The sequence below is a fragment of the Vibrio sp. B1REV9 genome, from assembly GCF_905175395.2.
In the GTDB taxonomy this organism is placed as follows: Bacteria; Pseudomonadota; Gammaproteobacteria; order Enterobacterales; family Vibrionaceae; genus Vibrio; species Vibrio alfacsensis.
On record NZ_CAJIMW020000221.1, the window covers coordinates 559894 to 576325 of the forward strand.

Consider the following 16432-nt stretch of genomic DNA (forward strand, 5'->3'; position numbering starts at 1 on the left):
TTTTATACGGGTTATGGGTTACGAGGGAACTTATCGAAGTCTGGGCGACGTTTCTCGTTAAATGCGTTACGGCCCTCTTGACCTTCATCTGTCATGTAGAACATCATGGTCGCGTTACCCGCAAGTTCTTGCAAGCCAGCTTGACCATCACAGTCGGCGTTCAATGCCGCTTTCAAACAACGCAATGCCATTGGGCTGTGCTGTAGCACTTCACGACACCAACGAACGGTCTCTTTTTCTAGATCCGCTAGAGGAACCACGGTGTTTACTAGGCCCATGTCTACCGCTTCTTGTGCATTGTAGAAGCGACATAAGAACCAGATTTCGCGCGCTTTCTTTTGACCAACGATACGAGCCATATAAGACGCACCCCAGCCACCATCGAAAGAGCCAACTTTAGGACCTGTTTGACCAAATTGAGCATTGTCAGCCGCAATCGTTAGGTCACACATCATGTGCAGTACGTGACCGCCACCAACCGCCCAACCTGCAACAGACGCAATCACTGGTTTTGGACAAGTACGAATATCACGTTGGAAATCCAACACGTTTAGGTGATGCGTACCTTGATCATCTTTGTAACCGCCGTAATCACCACGGATCTTCTGATCACCGCCAGAACAGAATGCATCTTCACCAAGACCCGTTAGGATGATAACGCCGACTCCTGAGTCGTAACGTGCGTCTGCAAGTGCATCAATCATTTCTTTTACGGTTTGAGGACGGAATGCATTACGCACCTGTGGACGAGCAATGGTAATTTTTGCAATACCATCTACCGATTTATGGTAGTGAATGTCTTCATATTTTTCGCCGCAATCTTTCCATTGAACTGGAGCGTAAAGTTCTTCTTCAGAAATGCCTACTGTTTTAGCCATGGTGATTCCCATTGTTCTCGTTGCTCTCACTAAAGTGAGAATGAATTATTTGATTTATTTGCATCGCAAACTGCGCAGGTTGCTCTTGATGGGCATTGTGCCCCGCCCCTTCAATTTGTCGATACGCCAATCCGCAGTTTTCGGCCAATTGGCTAAATTTTTTATCTTTCGCACCACATAAGTAATAGAGTGGTACTGCTTGTTTCAGCAATGTTGGCAGCAAATAGGATTGCTTCGCTAAAGAGGTCGCAAGCAACATATTCGCAATCGCCGAACCAAGATTAGCACTTCGTTTTGCCACTAATGTTTGTCTTTGCTCATGGTTTAGTGAAGAAAACACGGGCTGTTGGTACCAATCGTTCAAAACGCACTCAAGTGGCTCAGTTTTAAAGCGCTCAGCCCAATAAGTATCATTTTTCAATCTTGCTTGTTTTTCTGACACAGTTTGCAACCCAAAGTTTCCCCCCTCAATGATTGCCCCTCTCATATTGAGATCTTGGAAACATTGATGGGCAAGGCCATGCATTGCAATTCGTCCCCCCATTGAGTAACCAATCAGAATAAAAGATTGTTGTGAGGGAAATAATAAAGATAGTGTGGATTTGAGCAGTTTGCAGCAATCACTCAGGTCACTGCAATGAACCAATTGGCTTTGTCCATGACCAGGAAGATCAATGGTTACTCGATGATATTGAGAGAGTTCACTTAAACATGCTTGCCAATCTAACCCGCTGCCAAGCAACCCATGCAAAAACACCAAAGTGGGCTGATTGCCACTTTGGTGTTTTTCAGTTGCGGAATGGTATTCAGAATAGAGCATGTAAGTTTTTATTAAATGCCTTTAAATGCTCAGCAGCCTGATTGGCCGGCGTTTGCACTTCTACCAACAGTGCGTTTTGACCGTTTGCTAAGTGGTCATTTACAGCACGTTGGTATTCTTCCAATGAACTTGGCTTTAGATAACTCAAATCAAACTGCTTTGCCGCATGCTCAAATTCATACCCATGTGGCATCTGATAAAATTGCTCACGACGAGACTGGGGAACTGGCAGCAAATCGAATATGGCACCACCATCATTATTCGTCACCACGATGACGGTCGGCAACTTCGTATGTGTAAACAAAGATAAGGAATTCAGGTCGTACAGCGCAGATGTATCACCAATGTAGATCAGCAATGGATTTTGTCGTGCACGTTGCACGCCACTGGCCGTTGCGAACAGACCATCAATACCGGACGCACCTCGATTTGTGAAAACGTCTGTATCATTAAGCTTGCCAAACATGTCGACAAAGCGAACAAACAAACTGTTGCCCAAGAATAAATCTGTATTTTGAGCTCGTACGTTAATATCGACAGCTAATGCAATTTCGCTTAGTTCTGTTTTAGGATTTGAGATAAACAGTTGATTCGACTGCTCAATAACTCTCTGAATATCTTCCGCTAATTGGTCTGCCCAGCCAGCATACAGAGACTCAGTGTAAGCCGTATGATTTACCCAACGACAAGGATCTGCCACCCAATGCGTCTGAGGTAAGTGACTCTGGTTGTCACGCTCTGGGCGAGAAGAAATCAGCCAATAATCAACCTGTGAGTGTAAAGAGACTTGTTTCTCAATCCACTGATTTAAACGTTTAGAGATAATTCGACTACCGAACTGTACAATCAGATCACACTCGCCTAATTGCTGCGCAAACACCTCATGCTGAAGCCACAGATCATAGTAGGCCCAATTCGAGCTCACACCACTTTGTGGATCAGCAAATACTGGCCACCCCATTGTTTCTGCAAATGTTCTTGCCGCCTGAGCTTGCTGCAAAGGCAAACTACCAATAACAACCACGCCTTTTTTATCGCCGTACCTAGGAAGTTCGCCTGCACCTTGAGACAGAAAACGTTGGCAATATGTCGCTGTACTATTTCGCCAATGAGCAACCGTATCAAGATAAGGCTGATAAGCGTTTTTCTCACCATTTGAATAAAGCGGCTCTGGAAATGCACAATTAATATGCACGGCACTGCCCTTTTGACGCTGAGTAAACATGACTTCATCAATAGAGGTCAGCAACCAATTCAACGGTGTCGATAATGCCGGACTTGGTAAATTTAAGCTGTCAGAGACATGACCTGAGAAAATGCCTAATTGATTGATCGCCTGATTTGCACCACAACCCACCAATTCAACAGGTCGGTCAGCGGTCAACACCACCAACTTTTCACCCGTTAGCTTCGCCTCTGCAATTGCTGGTAGCAAGTTCGCCACCGCGGTGCCCGATGTCACGATCACTGCAACCGGCTCATCGCTTGCTTTTGCCAATCCAAGCGCCATAAATCCCAAACCACGCTCATCGAAATGAGTATGAATAGTAAGGTTCGGGTTATCGGCCGCTTCTAAAGTTAGAGGGGTTGAACGAGAGCCCGGTGCGATGCAAACATGATTTACCCCACAACGGTTCAATTCCAATAAGATGGTTTCAGACCAAATACGGTTAAGTACCGCTTGATCGACGTTCATGACGCCACCCCTAGCGGTGGATGCTCTGAAATAAGTGAAAGTAATGTCGACATCTTTTTATCTAACTCAGACCATTCATGCTCTGCAATCGAACCTGGAACAATACCTGCTCCTGCAAATAACTGAACTTGATCCCCTAGGATCAATGCGCTTCGAATGGCGACACAAAATTCAGCGCGTTCATGGCTAATATAGCCCATAGACCCGGCATACCAACCTCGAGCAAACGGCTCATTATCAAGAATAAACTGCATCGACTCTTTACGTGGCAACCCTGCTACGGCCGCTGTGGGCTGCAGAGCAGAAAGCAGTTGAACACCGTTTATTCCAGAGTGTAATTGCGCATGAATATGACGCTTGAGATGCTGCACTTTTCTTAATCGAACTAAACTCGCTTCTTTATCGACTTCAACCATTTCAGAGTGAGGCTGTAAACGCTCGATAATATCGTCTACGACATATTGATTTTCATTGAGGTTTTTCGAATCATTCGACAACCAATTTGCCAGTTCCATATCTTCTGCTGCGTTACTACCACGTCCTATCGTGCCCGCGAGCGCTTCGGTATGCAGTTCATGCCCAACTCGAGAATAAAGTCGCTCAGGCGTCGAGCCCATAAAGCTGTGCTTGCTGTCTAAGCTAAACAAAAAATGGAAGCTATGGTGATTATTTAAATAGCTGGCTTTCAATAACTGAGCAGCACTGAGTTCTGTGTCTAAATGAACAGAAGATTTACGTGCCAAGACCACTTTCTTGAAGTCATCGTTTTTAATCCCAGTTAGCACCTTATCAACTAAGTCATGCCACTGAGATTCCGATGGCGAATGTTCAATAGATAAAATGTGAGACGAAACGGGCGCTAGGCTTGGTACATCACAAACCAGTTTCTGCAAACCGGCTAATGTACGCGTTTTATCGTCAGAAATGTTAACGGCAAGAGACCATTGCTGATCAAAGCGTATCAATTCAATTTGCGGTAGAAAAAAGAACGACGGCATACAGCGGCGATTTTTTCATGCTGGCCATCAAACGAACGACCACCCCAAACTCTCTGCCCCTCACCCAGAATGGTGTACGCAGGCCCAGGTTCTACGAATGTATGGAGTTGCCCAAGAGCAACAACTTCTTCACGAGTATCACGGGACTGCCAGTAAAACTTGGGAAAAAGTGGTTGTGCTTCTAACCAATCAATAAATGCGAAATTTGGTTTCGCACTTAAAGGTTCGACTAGACGTGTTTGATTGCCTTCCGCTTGCTGAACTCGCTCGATAATTCTCTTTACGGCTTGATGGAACTGTGACAAATCAACCTCGAAATACGTGAGGATAAGGAATAACTGATGGCTACTCTAAGTTTAGACCCAAAGCAAATCAAGGTGGTATGCGATCTTTTGCAAAATCCTGTGATTGAAGCCGAACAAAACTTAGCCAGCAACAGGATAATTTACAGATATTTATTCTAATAAATATCAAATTACTGTATTTTAATAAAGAAATTAACGATTTTTTAGGAATTACGCAATGCAAAATATCGGGATGTCGTCGAAACTCGACAATGTATGCTACGACATTAGGGGGCCTGTACTCAAACATGCTAAGCGCATGGAAGAAGAAGGGCATAAAATCCTAAAACTAAATATCGGCAATCCTGCCCCATTTGGTTTTGATGCCCCAGACGAGATCCTGGTTGATGTCATCCGTAACCTACCAACGTCTCAAGGTTACTGTGATTCCAAAGGCATTTACTCTGCACGTAAAGCCGTTGTACAGCACTACCAACGTAAAGGCATTCGTTCACTGGATGTCGAAGATGTGTATGTGGGTAATGGCGTTTCTGAACTGATCGTCATGGCAATGCAAGCGTTACTGAATAACGGTGACGAAATGCTGATCCCATCGCCAGATTACCCATTGTGGACGGCATCTGTCGCATTGTCTGGTGGCACACCTGTGCACTATATGTGTGATGAAGGTGCGGACTGGTACCCAGATCTAGACGACATTAAAAAGAAGATCACTCCAAAAACACGCGGCATTGTTCTGATCAACCCAAACAACCCAACGGGTGCGGTCTACAATCGTGATTTCCTACTTGAAGTGATTGAAATCGCCCGTCAGCACAACCTGATCATTTTTGCCGACGAAATCTACGACAAAGTGCTTTACGATGGTGCGACACACACATCCGTTGCAACATTGACTGATGATGTTTTGGTGATGACATTTAATGGCCTGTCTAAAGCGTACCGTGTTTGTGGTTTCCGTGGTGGTTGGATGTTCCTAACAGGGCCAAAGCACCTCGCTCAAGGCTACATCAGTGGTTTAGAGTTGCTTTCCTCTATGCGCTTATGTGCCAACGTACCGATGCAGCATGCCATTCAAACGGCATTAGGCGGCTATCAAAGCATTAACGAATTGATCTTGCCTGGCGGTCGTTTACTTGAGCAGCGCAACCGCGCATGGGAGTTGATCAACCAAGTGCCTGGTGTGTCTTGTGTAAAACCAAAAGGCGCAATGTATCTGTTCCCAAAAATTGATACGAAGATGTACAACATCAAGAACGACCAACAGATGGTGCTCGACTTTTTGAAACAGGAAAAAGTACTTCTTGTTCAAGGTTCGGGATTCAACTGGCCTAAGCCTGACCATTTCCGTATCGTGACGCTGCCGCACGTAGAAGATCTTGAAACGGCAATTGGACGTTTTGAGCGATTCCTATCGACGTACAGCCAGTAGTAATTACTGCTGAACTCTCATATGCTTAGAGGAGCTCCCAGTGAGCTCCTTTTTCATATCTATTATCCACACCTCAACATAAAGCTGAATATGTGGGTAGACAGGAGAGAGCAATGAAAGAAAGCCATTTTTTTGCCCATTTGGCACGCATGAAGCTGATCCAACGCTGGCCTTTGATGCGTTCAGTCTCGCCAGAAAACGTGTCTGAGCACAGCCTGCAAGTCGCCTTTGTTGCTCACGCCCTCGCTCTCATTAAAAACAAGAAATTTGGCGGTACCCTAAACCCAGAGCGTATTGCTATTCTTGCGATGTATCATGACTCAAGTGAAGTATTAACGGGGGATTTGCCTACACCGGTCAAATACTACAACCCAGAAATTGCAAAAGAATATAAGAAGATAGAAGCTGCAGCGGAGCAAAAACTGCTCTCGATGTTGCCGGAAGAGTTTCAAGATGATTTTGCACCTTACCTCCTCTCTCATTCCGCCCATGAAGAAGACGCTAAGATCGTCAAACAAGCCGACTCCATTTGTGCCTACTTAAAATGTTTAGAAGAACTCAGTGCAGGAAACCACGAATTTGCTCTGGCAAAAAAACGTCTCGACATCACGTTACAAGAAAGAAAAACCCCTGAAATGGAATATTTCCTCCATACCTTTGCGCCCAGCTTTGAGTTATCTTTAGATGAAATCAGCTAGTTAACGGAGAGTCCCGTGTCATTTGATTTACCAAGCCAGTGGCAAGAACGCCATGATGATGAGCATAAAATCCGTCGTGATGACCACCGTAGCCCGTATCAACGAGATCGCGCACGGATCCTACACTCTGCAGCTTTTCGTCGCTTACAAGCAAAAACCCAAGTTCATGGCAACAGCTTAGAGGACTTTCATCGTACTCGCCTGACCCACTCATTAGAAGCGGCACAGCTCGGAACCGGTATTGTTGCACAGTTAAAGAAGAAACAACCAGAGTTTCGAGATTTACTGCCATCTGACAGCTTAATAGATTCCTTGTGCCTCGCTCACGACATTGGGCACCCTCCGTATGGACATGGCGGCGAAGTCGCGCTGAATTACATGATGCGAGATCACGGCGGCTTTGAGGGCAATGCGCAAACATTTCGTATTGTGACTAAATTGGAGCCTTACACCGAACACTTCGGAATGAACTTGTCGCGCCGAACCTTACTTGGTCTCATCAAGTACCCTGCACTACTCAGCCAGACGCGTTCAGAGTGTTTACCGAACCCGGTTGAACATCAACGCAAACTCAAAGCAAAAGACTGGAGCCCTGCAAAAGGCATTTACGATTGTGACAAAGATTTATTTGATTGGGTAATTGCCCCATTAACGGATGAAGATACAGCGTTACTGAGTCAAATGCGTTGCAGACCAAGCTCAGATTTAGAGCACAGCAAAACACGTTTTAAATCGCTCGACTGCTCCATCATGGAGTTGGCCGATGACATTGCTTATGGCGTGCATGATTTAGAAGATGCCATCGTACTGGGCATGGTGACTCGTCAGCAATGGCAAGAGGGAGCGGCAAGCAAACTGGCAGATTGCGGTGACCCATGGTTCGAAACTCACATTGGTTCCATTGGCCAGATGCTATTTAGTGGCAAACACCATGAACGTAAAGATGCGATTGGCGGTATCGTTAACGCCCTGCTCACCAGTATCTCGATTAAAGTCGTTGATGAACCTTTTCGTAATCCATTACTTGCATGGAACGCATGTTTAGAACCACAAATGGCAAAAGCACTTGAAGTGCTCAAGCACTTCGTTAGTAAGTATGTAATTCAAGTGCATCAAGTTCAGATTGTTGAGTACAAGGGGCAACAGATCATCATGGATTTGTTTGAAGCGCTAAGTGCAGACCCAGAACGCCTGCTGCCACAGCACACATGTTCATTATGGCAACAAGCAAAGTGCGAGAGTGCCAAAATGCGTGTTATCGCGGACTATATTTCTGCAATGACCGATGGCCATGCCCAAAAACTCCATCGCCAGTTGTTCTCTTCCATTGTGTTATAAACAATGTTTTATAAACAACGCGTTGTAAACCGTGTGTTGTAAATCAAACATTCAACAATAAGCTGTTTGCGTTTGCAATAGACTACTCACCTTTCAGATAGTTCTTCTCAAATACGCCCGGAGGCATCTGGGCGATTTGAAACTCAATCATTTTTTCAAAAGCATTCAAAAGCGGTGAAAAATCTTTGTTTGGCTCAAGCAAGCTTAAAGCGTAGTAACCCGCCTCTACTGTCGACAAGCTATTTTCAGATGGTGCTTTACGAATCGTATAATGGCCTTGAAGATCTTCAGGTAGCTTGACCGTTGGTAGGCAGTGTAAATTAGTCGAAAGCTGCCACATTTTGTAGGCTTTCTTCCACGTACCATCAAGCAAGATAAGACGCATTTTTTTGTGTTTCGTCACGCTACTATTGGTAAGTTCAGACAAACAAAGCGAAGATTCCGATGGGTACAGAATAAAGTGTTGATAGTGGTCATCAGCAAGATATTCATTGAGCAATGCATCGTTAGAAAAATCCTCACCAATCAGACAAGTACAACAATTTAAACTCAAATTGAGAATCCGTGCCGTACCCAGAGGACGATGTTCTTCACTCGTATGCTGAAGAATGATAAGTTCAATCTCGTTTCCTAGCGGTACAACCCATTGGCAAATACAAGCTTTGCGTGATTTTCCACATTGAGAACAATAACGAGACATAGTGTGAACCTTTATACATTGCTGAGCATCATCAGCATTATCTGTTTAATACTTCAATCCGAACCGATGGCAAGCCTTACCGAATGGCACGCTTATAATATACGCCACGGTGAATGGTGGCGAATCGTAACAGGAAATCTCACCCATACCAACTTTGCTCACCTTGGAATGAACATTGCTGCATTGTGGATCATTGGTTTTATTTTTCGTCCTACCACGCGCAACTTTCTTGTTATCTTTATATTGCTGTGTACTTTTGTTGGAACGATAAATCTATTTACCAGCCTGTCCATTTATGTCGGTCTATCCGGTGTATTGCATGGACTTTTTGGTTTTTGGGCACTAAGAGAAGTTTTCGAGGGTAGAAGAAGCAGTGTGCTGTTAGTTGTCGGCCTGATTGCGAAAATTGCTTGGGAGCAGCTCTATGGCCCCTCCGCAAGCACTGCGACAATGATTGGTGCAAAGGTTGCCATTGACGCCCATTTGATTGGCGCGATTGGTGGCTTAACAATGGTGTGCATAGAAAAAGGCTTAAAGCGTCGTATTTTTGGCTAATCGTTCGCAATCAATAAAAAAGCCCGAACCCTAAAAGTCATCGGCTCGGGACAGCAGTAATCGGATGAAGCTGATTTATCTGTTTTCTCAGTAATCAAGATATTCTTATTAAGTCTTGATTTTTACGCGAACGACACCGTTAAAGTAGGATTCGATCCTCGTTTTTCTTCACGGTAGCATCGCCAATACCTTTTACATTCGTCAAATCTGCAGCCGTTTTAAATGGCCCATGCTCCTTGCGGTAATCAACGATATCTTGTGCTTTCTTTTCACCGATACCGTTAAGCAAACTCGCAATTTCTTGTGCCGAAGCGGTATTCACGTTTACGGTAATTTCAATACCGTCATACTTTGCTGCTTTATTGCTTGACGTCTCTGCGCTGCCAGTTTGGCTGTCTGTAGCCCAAGCTAAAGAGCTCAACAACATTAAGCTTATTGTTAAAATCCATTTCATGTTTTTTCCCTTTTATGGCTATGTTAGGTATTCATCTCGCCAGCTATTGACTCCACTTGGTATCCGCTAGCGAACCATCGACACTACTCTAAAAAAGCCAATCTAGGCATGAAAGTGACTACCGAAAAAAATAAAACGGGCCGCGAATGCGGCCCGTTTTTGTCAACATACAAATTACATCAAGAATGCTTAGTTGCTCACAACAAAGTATTCAATATCTGTATTTTCACGAAGTACAGCAACCACAGAAGACAAGTCTTGCTGAGCTGATGCACGTAGCATTTGCGTTGCAACTTGCTGTTCTAATGAACTATCAAGCTCTGCATGAACGGCGTCAAGTTCGATAACAACGATGTTACCGTCTAGATCTTTTGACTGACCGAACATCGGCTTGCCATCAACTGGTTTTGCCATTGCAAATACCGTTGTTGCTAAAGGAGAACGACGATCAATCGATTCTTGCTCACCAAATGCTAGATTGTTTTCAGCAAGAATATCCGTATTGCCCTCTTTAAGCGCTGCAACAACTTTTGTACCTAGTTCAATTGCGCCTTGTTCGCCTTTCACACGAGACAACTCAGCGACAACTTGTCCTTTCACTTCGTCTAGTGGCAATACCGTTTCATCACGAGCGTCTTCAACACGTACAACAATGATGTGCTCAGGTGCAATTTCAATCGCTTCAGAGTTCAGACCATCTTCTTTCACTTCTGGGCTTAGAATCGCTTGAATTACCGCTGGATTCTTCAGAACTTCTGGAGCATCAACTTGAGAGATGAAATCCGTTGTTTTCACTTCCTGGCCAACTGCTTTAGATGCATCGTCTAGAGAGTCAGGGTATTCGAATGCCACCTTTTCAAGCTCACTTTGTAGCTCATAGAATTGATCAACGGCTTTTTGGTCAATCATTTCTTGTTTGATTTCTGCTGCAACTTCAGAGTAAGGCTTCGCAACAGCACCTTTAAGCTCTTCTAGCTTAATGATGTGGTAACCAAAGTCTGATTTGACTAGGCCTGTCATATCACCAGGGTTCTTAAGTGCAAATGCCGCTTCTTCAATGATGGGTCCATCACATCACGTTCGATCCAACCTAGATCACCGCCGTTTTCAGCACTGCCAAAGTCTTCCGATTTTTCTTTTGCGACAGTTGCAAAATCAGCGCCTGCATTTAGCTCATCAAGAATCGCTTGGGCTTTCGCTTCATCATCACCCTCAACAAGAATGTGAGCAACGCGACGTTGTTCTTCTGTTGAGTATTTATCTAGATGCTCGTCGTAGTATTTCTTAACGTCTGCGTCAGAAACTTGAATTTGCTTCTTAAGCGCTTCAGCAGAAAGCTCGATGTAAGCAACTTTTACTTGCTCAGGACGAGTGAAGTTATCTGGATTCGCTTTGTAGTACTCTTGAATTTCTTCGTCAGTAAGATCTACTTTCTTCGCAAACTCCGCCAAATCGATGGTGATAGTGCGAACGTCACGAGTTTGAGTTAGCAGTTTGCCTTCAGCCTGAACTTCGCCAGGTAGTGTAAACTCACTGGTTTGCAGTGCATTCAATAGTTGCTCACGAACCAACTCACGACGCATGTATTCTGCAAATGAGTCTGGAGAGAAGCCTGCACGACGTAGAGACGCTTGGTAGACCTCTTGATCAAACTTACCGTTAGATTGGAACTGAGGCATTTCTAGAATCATGCTACGGACTTGAGCGTCACTAATGCGCAGACCTAATGCTTCTGCTTGTTGATCAAGCAATACGTCATTGATCATACGATCTAGAACGGATTTACGGAAAGATTCCACGTATGCAGGGTCAGCCAGCATTTGAGAGAAGTAATCACCCAATTGAGCTTGCATGCGGTTACGCTCATTTTGGTATGCCATCTCGAACTCACCACGAGCAATATCGGTATTTCCAACTTTCGCAGCAACATTATTGTTACCGCCAGCAACGTAGCTACCTACACCTGCGAAAACGAAAGATAGGATGATAAGTCCAAGGATAATTTTGACCGCGATGCTATTCACGCCTTCGCGTAGTCGATCCATCATAATTTAACTGCTCTCCACAAATGAAGCCAACTGCTTCTAATAGAAATAATGTCGCAATAATATCAGAAAAAGAAATGCGCATCAGTAGGATGCGCATAATTTAAAAAAGTTCGGCTCTTTGTTTGTAAATTTTTGTTCCAAACGCACCGTTTGAGCAAAAATTACGCAACAGCCTTTGTAAACTCTACCTTGCGTTATCAATAAGACATCACTAGGAAGGAGAGTTACAAGAAATTAGTTACAAGCGTCTTTAAGCGCTTTACCCGCTTTAAACGCTGGCACTTTCGCTTCTGCGATTTGGATTTCTTCACCAGTCTTAGGGTTACGACCTGTGCGAGCTGCACGAGTACGTACGCTAAATGTACCAAAGCCAACAAGTGCAACTTGGTCACCAGACTGAAGCGTACCACTTACTGCTTCAATGAATGCGTCTAGAGCGCGGCCAGCTGATGCTTTAGAAATATCTGCATTTTGTGCGATTTGTTCTACTAACTGAGTTTTATTCACTGTGATTTCCCCTTAATGTCATCTGTGATTATTTTTGTGATGACTTTCGTTCCATTGTAAAGAAAAAATGTGTCACCCCTTATATTTCAAGGGCTGACAGCTATCGAGCTTAAGTTAGCTTCCAAAAAAAACGCTGACAAGCCTTTTTGAGCCTATCAGCGTAAAGTTTTACTTATTTTTGCTGCACATCACTATTTTTTAGCGTCGAACTCAACGCCTGTCGGGTCTCGCTCTAGTGCAACTTTAAGAACTTCATCAATCCACTGTACTGGAATCACTTGAAGATCAGCAATGACGTTGTCAGGAATCTCTTCCAAATCACGCTCATTGTCTTTAGGAATCAGGACTGTTTTGATGCCACCACGGTGCGCCGCAAGCAACTTCTCTTTAAGACCGCCGATAGGTAGAACTTCACCACGTAGTGTGATCTCACCTGTCATACCGACTTCTGCTTTAACTGGGTTACCTGTCAAGCTAGAAACCAGTGCAGTACACATTGCAATACCCGCACTTGGGCCGTCTTTTGGTGTTGCGCCTTCAGGAACGTGTACGTGGATATCACGCTTCTCGTAGAAATCTGAGTTAATGCCCAGCTTCTCAGCACGCGAACGCACAACCGTCATTGCCGCTTGGATCGACTCTTTCATAACATCGCCAAGTGAACCTGTTTGCGTCAACTTACCTTTACCTGGCATCGCTTCGGTTTCAATCGTTAGTAGATCGCCACCCACTTGTGTCCAAGCAAGACCCGTCACTTGACCGATGCGGTTACTGTCGTCCGCTTTACCGAAATCATGACGTTGAACACCTAAGTACTCTTTTAGGTTGTCCATTGTTACCGTCACAGATTTCAAGCTACTATCCAGTAGAATGTTCTTCACTGCTTTACGACAGATCTTCGAGATTTCGCGCTCTAGGCTACGCACACCCGCTTCACGTGTGTAGTAACGAATAATGCCGATGATTGCTGAATCTTCGATCGTAATTTCATGTGGCTTAAGACCATTGCGCTGTACTTGCTTATCAACAAGATGACGCTTCGCAATGTTTAGCTTCTCGTCTTCTGTGTAACCAGAAAGACGAATCACTTCCATACGGTCTAACAACGGCCCCGGAATATCCATCGAGTTCGAGGTTGCTACGAACATCACGTCAGACAGATCGTAATCCACTTCTAGATAGTGATCGTTGAATGCGTTGTTTTGTTCCGGATCGAGTACTTCAAGCAGTGCAGAAGATGGATCGCCACGCATATCCGACGACATCTTGTCAATTTCATCCAAAAGGAAAAGAGGGTTTTTAACGCCAACTTTCGACATTTTCTGAATGAGCTTACCTGGCAACGAACCAATGTAAGTTCGACGGTGACCACGAATTTCAGCTTCATCACGCACGCCACCTAAAGCCATGCGAGTGTATTTACGACCTGTCGCAGCCGCAATAGAACGGCCTAGAGACGTTTTACCGACACCAGGAGGTCCTACAAGACAAAGAATCGGACCTTTGAGCTTGTTGATACGGTTTTGTACCGCTAAGTACTCAAGAATACGTTCTTTAACACGCTCTAAACCGTAGTGATCTTCATTTAGAATCTCTTCTGCTTTCGCAAGGTTCTTCTTAACTTTCGAGCGTTTCGCCCATGGCACGCTTACCATCCAATCGATGTAGCTACGTACCACGGTCGCTTCAGCCGACATTGGCGACATCATCTTAAGCTTTTGTAGCTCTTGTTCTGTCTTCTCGCGTGCATCCTGAGGCATTTTAGATTCTTCAATCTTTTGCTTCAGTGCTTCAAATTCATCTGGCGCATCTTCCATCTCACCAAGTTCTTTCTGAATCGCTTTCATTTGCTCATTCAGGTAGTACTCGCGTTGAGATTTTTCCATCTGCTTTTTCACACGGCCGCGGATGCGCTTTTCAACTTGAAGAAGATCAATCTCAGACTCCATCTGTCCCATCAGGAACTCAAGACGCTCTGAAATATCTACTGTTTCAAGAACTTGCTGTTTATCCACCAACTTCAATGGCATGTGTGCGGCAATGGTATCAGCCAAACGAGCTGCTTCTTCAATCCCCGTTAGCGAAGTCAGTACTTCTGGTGGGATTTTTTTGTTTAGCTTAATGAAACCTTCAAACTGGTTGATCGCACTACGTACAATCACTTCTTGTTCACGTTCATCTAGCTCAGGCGTAACGATATATTCCGCTTCAGCAAGGAAGAAGTCGCTTTCTTTAAAGTGATTGATCTTCGCACGCTGCTGACCCTCAACCAACACTTTTACTGTGCCATCTGGTAGCTTAAGCAGTTGGAGAATCGTCGCTACCGTACCTACTTCAAATAGGTCATCTACGGTCGGCTCATCAGTGTCAGCTTGCTTTTGTGCCACAAGCAGAACTTGTTTGTTTGTTTCCATCGCCGTTTCTAGACAGCTAATCGATTTCTCACGACCGACAAACAATGGAATAACCATGTGTGGGTAGACCACTACGTCACGTAGAGGTAATACCGGGATCTCGATACGCTCGGAACGTTCCAAGTTCATATAATTCTCTCTTCCGCTTTCACGTTTAACGTATTACTTAAGCCAGTATATGGGGTCTAATTGTTTGGATTCAATAAGAGAAATAAAAAAAGGAGGTAATTACTTACCTCCTTTTTAATTGATGCTGATTTTATTCTGCTCCAGCGGCCTGGCTGTCGGCATTGCTGTAAATAAGCAGCGGTTCTGACTCACCATTAATCACTGATTCATCAATAACAACCTTGCTTACGTCGGTTGCCGATGGCAGTTCATACATGGTTTCAAGTAGAACACTTTCAAGAATTGAACGTAGACCACGAGCACCCGTTTTACGTTCCATTGCTTTCTTAGCAATAGCACGAAGTGCATCTTCACGGAATTCAAGCTCGGCATTTTCCAGTTCAAACAAGGCGGCATATTGCTTGGTTAGCGCGTTCTTCGGTTCACATAGGATCTGAATTAGCGCTTCTTCATCAAGCTCAGTCAACGTTGTTGTTACTGGTAGACGACCAATGAATTCTGGGATCAGGCCGTATTTCACTAGATCTTCAGGCTCAACCTGAGTAAATAGTTCACCTACCGTTTTGGTTTCGTTCTTAGAACGCACTTCTGCGCCAAAACCAATACCTGTGCCAGTTGCTACACGCTGCTCAATCACTTTATCAAGGCCTGCAAATGCACCGCCACAGATGAACAAAATCTTAGATGTGTCCACTTGTAGGAATTCTTGCTGCGGATGCTTACGACCACCTTGAGGTGGCACCGATGCAACCGTACCTTCGATAAGTTTTAGTAGCGCTTGCTGAACACCCTCACCAGATACGTCACGCGTAATTGATGGGTTTTCAGCTTTACGAGAAATCTTGTCAATTTCATCAATGTATACGATGCCGCGTTCAGCCTTAGCTACATCGTAATCACATTTTTGCAGAAGCTTCTGGATGATATTTTCAACGTCTTCGCCTACGTAACCTGCTTCGGTTAGTGTCGTTGCGTCAGCCATTGTAAATGGCACATCCAGGAATCGAGCTAACGTTTCTGCAAGTAGCGTCTTACCACTACCTGTAGGACCGATAAGAAGGATGTTACTTTTACCAAGTTCCACGCCTTCGCTCGTTGTATCACCATTACGTAAACGCTTGTAGTGGTTATATACCGCAACTGCGAGCACTTTTTTCGCGTAATCTTGTCCGATCACATAGTCATCAAGGTGTTCACGGATCTGTTTTGGCGTTGGTAACGCTTCAGATTCTTTCTTAGGGAGAACATCCTTGATTTCTTCGCGAATGATATCGTTACATAAGTCGACGCACTCGTCGCAAATGTAAACTGACGGACCTGCGATTAGCTTGCGAACTTCGTGCTGACTTTTGCCACAGAAAGAACAGTACAGCAATTTGCCGCTGCCACTTTCTTTGCTTTTATCTGTCATTCGCTAACCTCTTAGCCTTTACTCTTTATGAATGAGTGTATATCAAATT

General features: G+C 44.5%; 12 protein-coding genes and 2 pseudogenes. 4 read left to right on the top strand and 10 right to left on the bottom strand.

The window, feature by feature from the left end; translation table 11 throughout:
• Window positions 1-11 precede the first annotated feature (11 nt).
• The 4 genes and pseudogenes from menB to KHN78_RS02950 form a co-directional block, all read right to left on the bottom strand.
• Window positions 12-878, bottom strand: a complete 867-nt coding sequence (menB, locus tag KHN78_RS02935; RefSeq protein WP_128811301.1) for a 1,4-dihydroxy-2-naphthoyl-CoA synthase — start codon at window positions 876-878, stop codon at window positions 12-14.
• Window positions 871-1698: a 2-succinyl-6-hydroxy-2,4-cyclohexadiene-1-carboxylate synthase gene (gene menH / locus KHN78_RS02940; protein ID WP_211919760.1), complete on the bottom strand. Its 828-nt coding sequence runs from the start codon at window positions 1696-1698 to the stop codon at window positions 871-873. Before menH ends, menB begins: the two co-directional genes overlap by 8 nt.
• A complete protein-coding gene (menD, locus tag KHN78_RS02945) occupies window positions 1685-3394 on the bottom strand; it encodes a 2-succinyl-5-enolpyruvyl-6-hydroxy-3-cyclohexene-1-carboxylic-acid synthase (protein ID WP_211919761.1) in 1710 nt (569 codons plus the stop codon). The genes menH and menD overlap by 14 nt, the downstream gene beginning before the upstream one ends.
• Window positions 3391-4697 (bottom strand): annotated as a pseudogene (locus KHN78_RS02950) (isochorismate synthase MenF). The gene menD and the pseudogene KHN78_RS02950 overlap by 4 nt, the downstream one beginning before the upstream one ends.
• A 217-nt stretch (window positions 4698-4914) precedes the next feature.
• On the opposite strand from KHN78_RS02950, the gene KHN78_RS02955 reads away from it, so the two are divergent.
• From KHN78_RS02955 to KHN78_RS02965, 3 genes are all read left to right on the top strand, one after another.
• A complete protein-coding gene (locus tag KHN78_RS02955) occupies window positions 4915-6129 on the top strand; it encodes a pyridoxal phosphate-dependent aminotransferase (RefSeq protein WP_128811305.1) in 1215 nt (404 codons plus the stop codon).
• A 113-nt stretch (window positions 6130-6242) separates the two neighbouring features.
• Window positions 6243-6827 (top strand): 5'-deoxynucleotidase, encoded by a 585-nt coding sequence (yfbR, locus tag KHN78_RS02960; protein ID WP_211919762.1) that lies wholly within the window; start codon window positions 6243-6245, stop codon window positions 6825-6827.
• A gap of 15 nt (window positions 6828-6842) precedes the next feature.
• Window positions 6843-8165, top strand: a complete 1323-nt coding sequence (locus KHN78_RS02965; RefSeq protein WP_211919763.1) for an anti-phage deoxyguanosine triphosphatase — start codon at window positions 6843-6845, stop codon at window positions 8163-8165.
• Between the two features lie 82 nt (window positions 8166-8247).
• Here KHN78_RS02965 and KHN78_RS02970 read toward each other — a convergent pair whose 3' ends face one another.
• Entirely contained in the window at window positions 8248-8865 is a 618-nt protein-coding gene (locus KHN78_RS02970; protein WP_211919764.1) for a tRNA-uridine aminocarboxypropyltransferase, read from the bottom strand.
• A 3-nt stretch (window positions 8866-8868) separates the two neighbouring features.
• Between KHN78_RS02970 and rrtA the strand changes: the two genes are divergently transcribed.
• The gene (gene rrtA, locus KHN78_RS02975) at window positions 8869-9420 is read left to right on the top strand and encodes a rhombosortase (protein ID WP_211919765.1); all 552 of its coding nucleotides are present in this window, start codon (window positions 8869-8871) and stop codon (window positions 9418-9420) included.
• 139 nt (window positions 9421-9559) lie between these two features.
• Here rrtA and KHN78_RS02980 read toward each other — a convergent pair whose 3' ends face one another.
• From KHN78_RS02980 to clpX, 5 genes and pseudogenes are all read right to left on the bottom strand, one after another.
• Window positions 9560-9874 carry a ComEA family DNA-binding protein gene (locus tag KHN78_RS02980; RefSeq protein ID WP_128811308.1) on the bottom strand — a complete coding sequence of 105 codons (315 nt, stop codon included), beginning with the start codon at window positions 9872-9874 and terminating at the stop codon, window positions 9560-9562.
• 189 nt (window positions 9875-10063) lie between these two features.
• Window positions 10064-11922: pseudogene (ppiD, locus tag KHN78_RS02985) on the bottom strand (peptidylprolyl isomerase).
• Between the two features lie 234 nt (window positions 11923-12156).
• Complete coding sequence (locus tag KHN78_RS02990; protein ID WP_128811310.1) at window positions 12157-12429, bottom strand: HU family DNA-binding protein; 273 nt, start codon at window positions 12427-12429, stop codon at window positions 12157-12159.
• 191 nt (window positions 12430-12620) lie between these two features.
• Entirely contained in the window at window positions 12621-14972 is a 2352-nt protein-coding gene (lon, locus tag KHN78_RS02995) for an endopeptidase La (RefSeq protein WP_128811311.1), read from the bottom strand.
• Between the two features lie 130 nt (window positions 14973-15102).
• On the bottom strand, window positions 15103-16383 hold the full coding sequence (gene clpX, locus KHN78_RS03000; protein ID WP_128811312.1) for an ATP-dependent protease ATP-binding subunit ClpX: 1281 nt from the start codon (window positions 16381-16383) through the stop codon (window positions 15103-15105).
• Window positions 16384-16432: the final 49 nt, after the last annotated feature.

Bases quoted from the DNA above. Each gene is read 5' to 3' on its own strand.
- menB (WP_128811301.1), bottom strand. From the start codon at position 878: ATGGCTAAAACAGTAGGCATTTCTGAAGAAGAACTTTACGCTCCAGTT.
- menH (WP_211919760.1), bottom strand. From the start codon at position 1,698: ATGCTCTATTCTGAATACCATTCCGCAACTGAAAAACACCAAAGTGGC.
- menD (WP_211919761.1), bottom strand. From the start codon at position 3,394: ATGAACGTCGATCAAGCGGTACTTAACCGTATTTGGTCTGAAACCATC.
- KHN78_RS02955 (WP_128811305.1), top strand. From the start codon at position 4,915: ATGCAAAATATCGGGATGTCGTCGAAACTCGACAATGTATGCTACGAC.
- yfbR (WP_211919762.1), top strand. From the start codon at position 6,243: ATGAAAGAAAGCCATTTTTTTGCCCATTTGGCACGCATGAAGCTGATC.
- KHN78_RS02970 (WP_211919764.1), bottom strand. From the start codon at position 8,865: ATGTCTCGTTATTGTTCTCAATGTGGAAAATCACGCAAAGCTTGTATT.
- KHN78_RS02980 (WP_128811308.1), bottom strand. From the start codon at position 9,874: ATGAAATGGATTTTAACAATAAGCTTAATGTTGTTGAGCTCTTTAGCT.
- lon (WP_128811311.1), bottom strand. From the start codon at position 14,972: ATGAACTTGGAACGTTCCGAGCGTATCGAGATCCCGGTATTACCTCTA.
- clpX (WP_128811312.1), bottom strand. From the start codon at position 16,383: ATGACAGATAAAAGCAAAGAAAGTGGCAGCGGCAAATTGCTGTACTGT.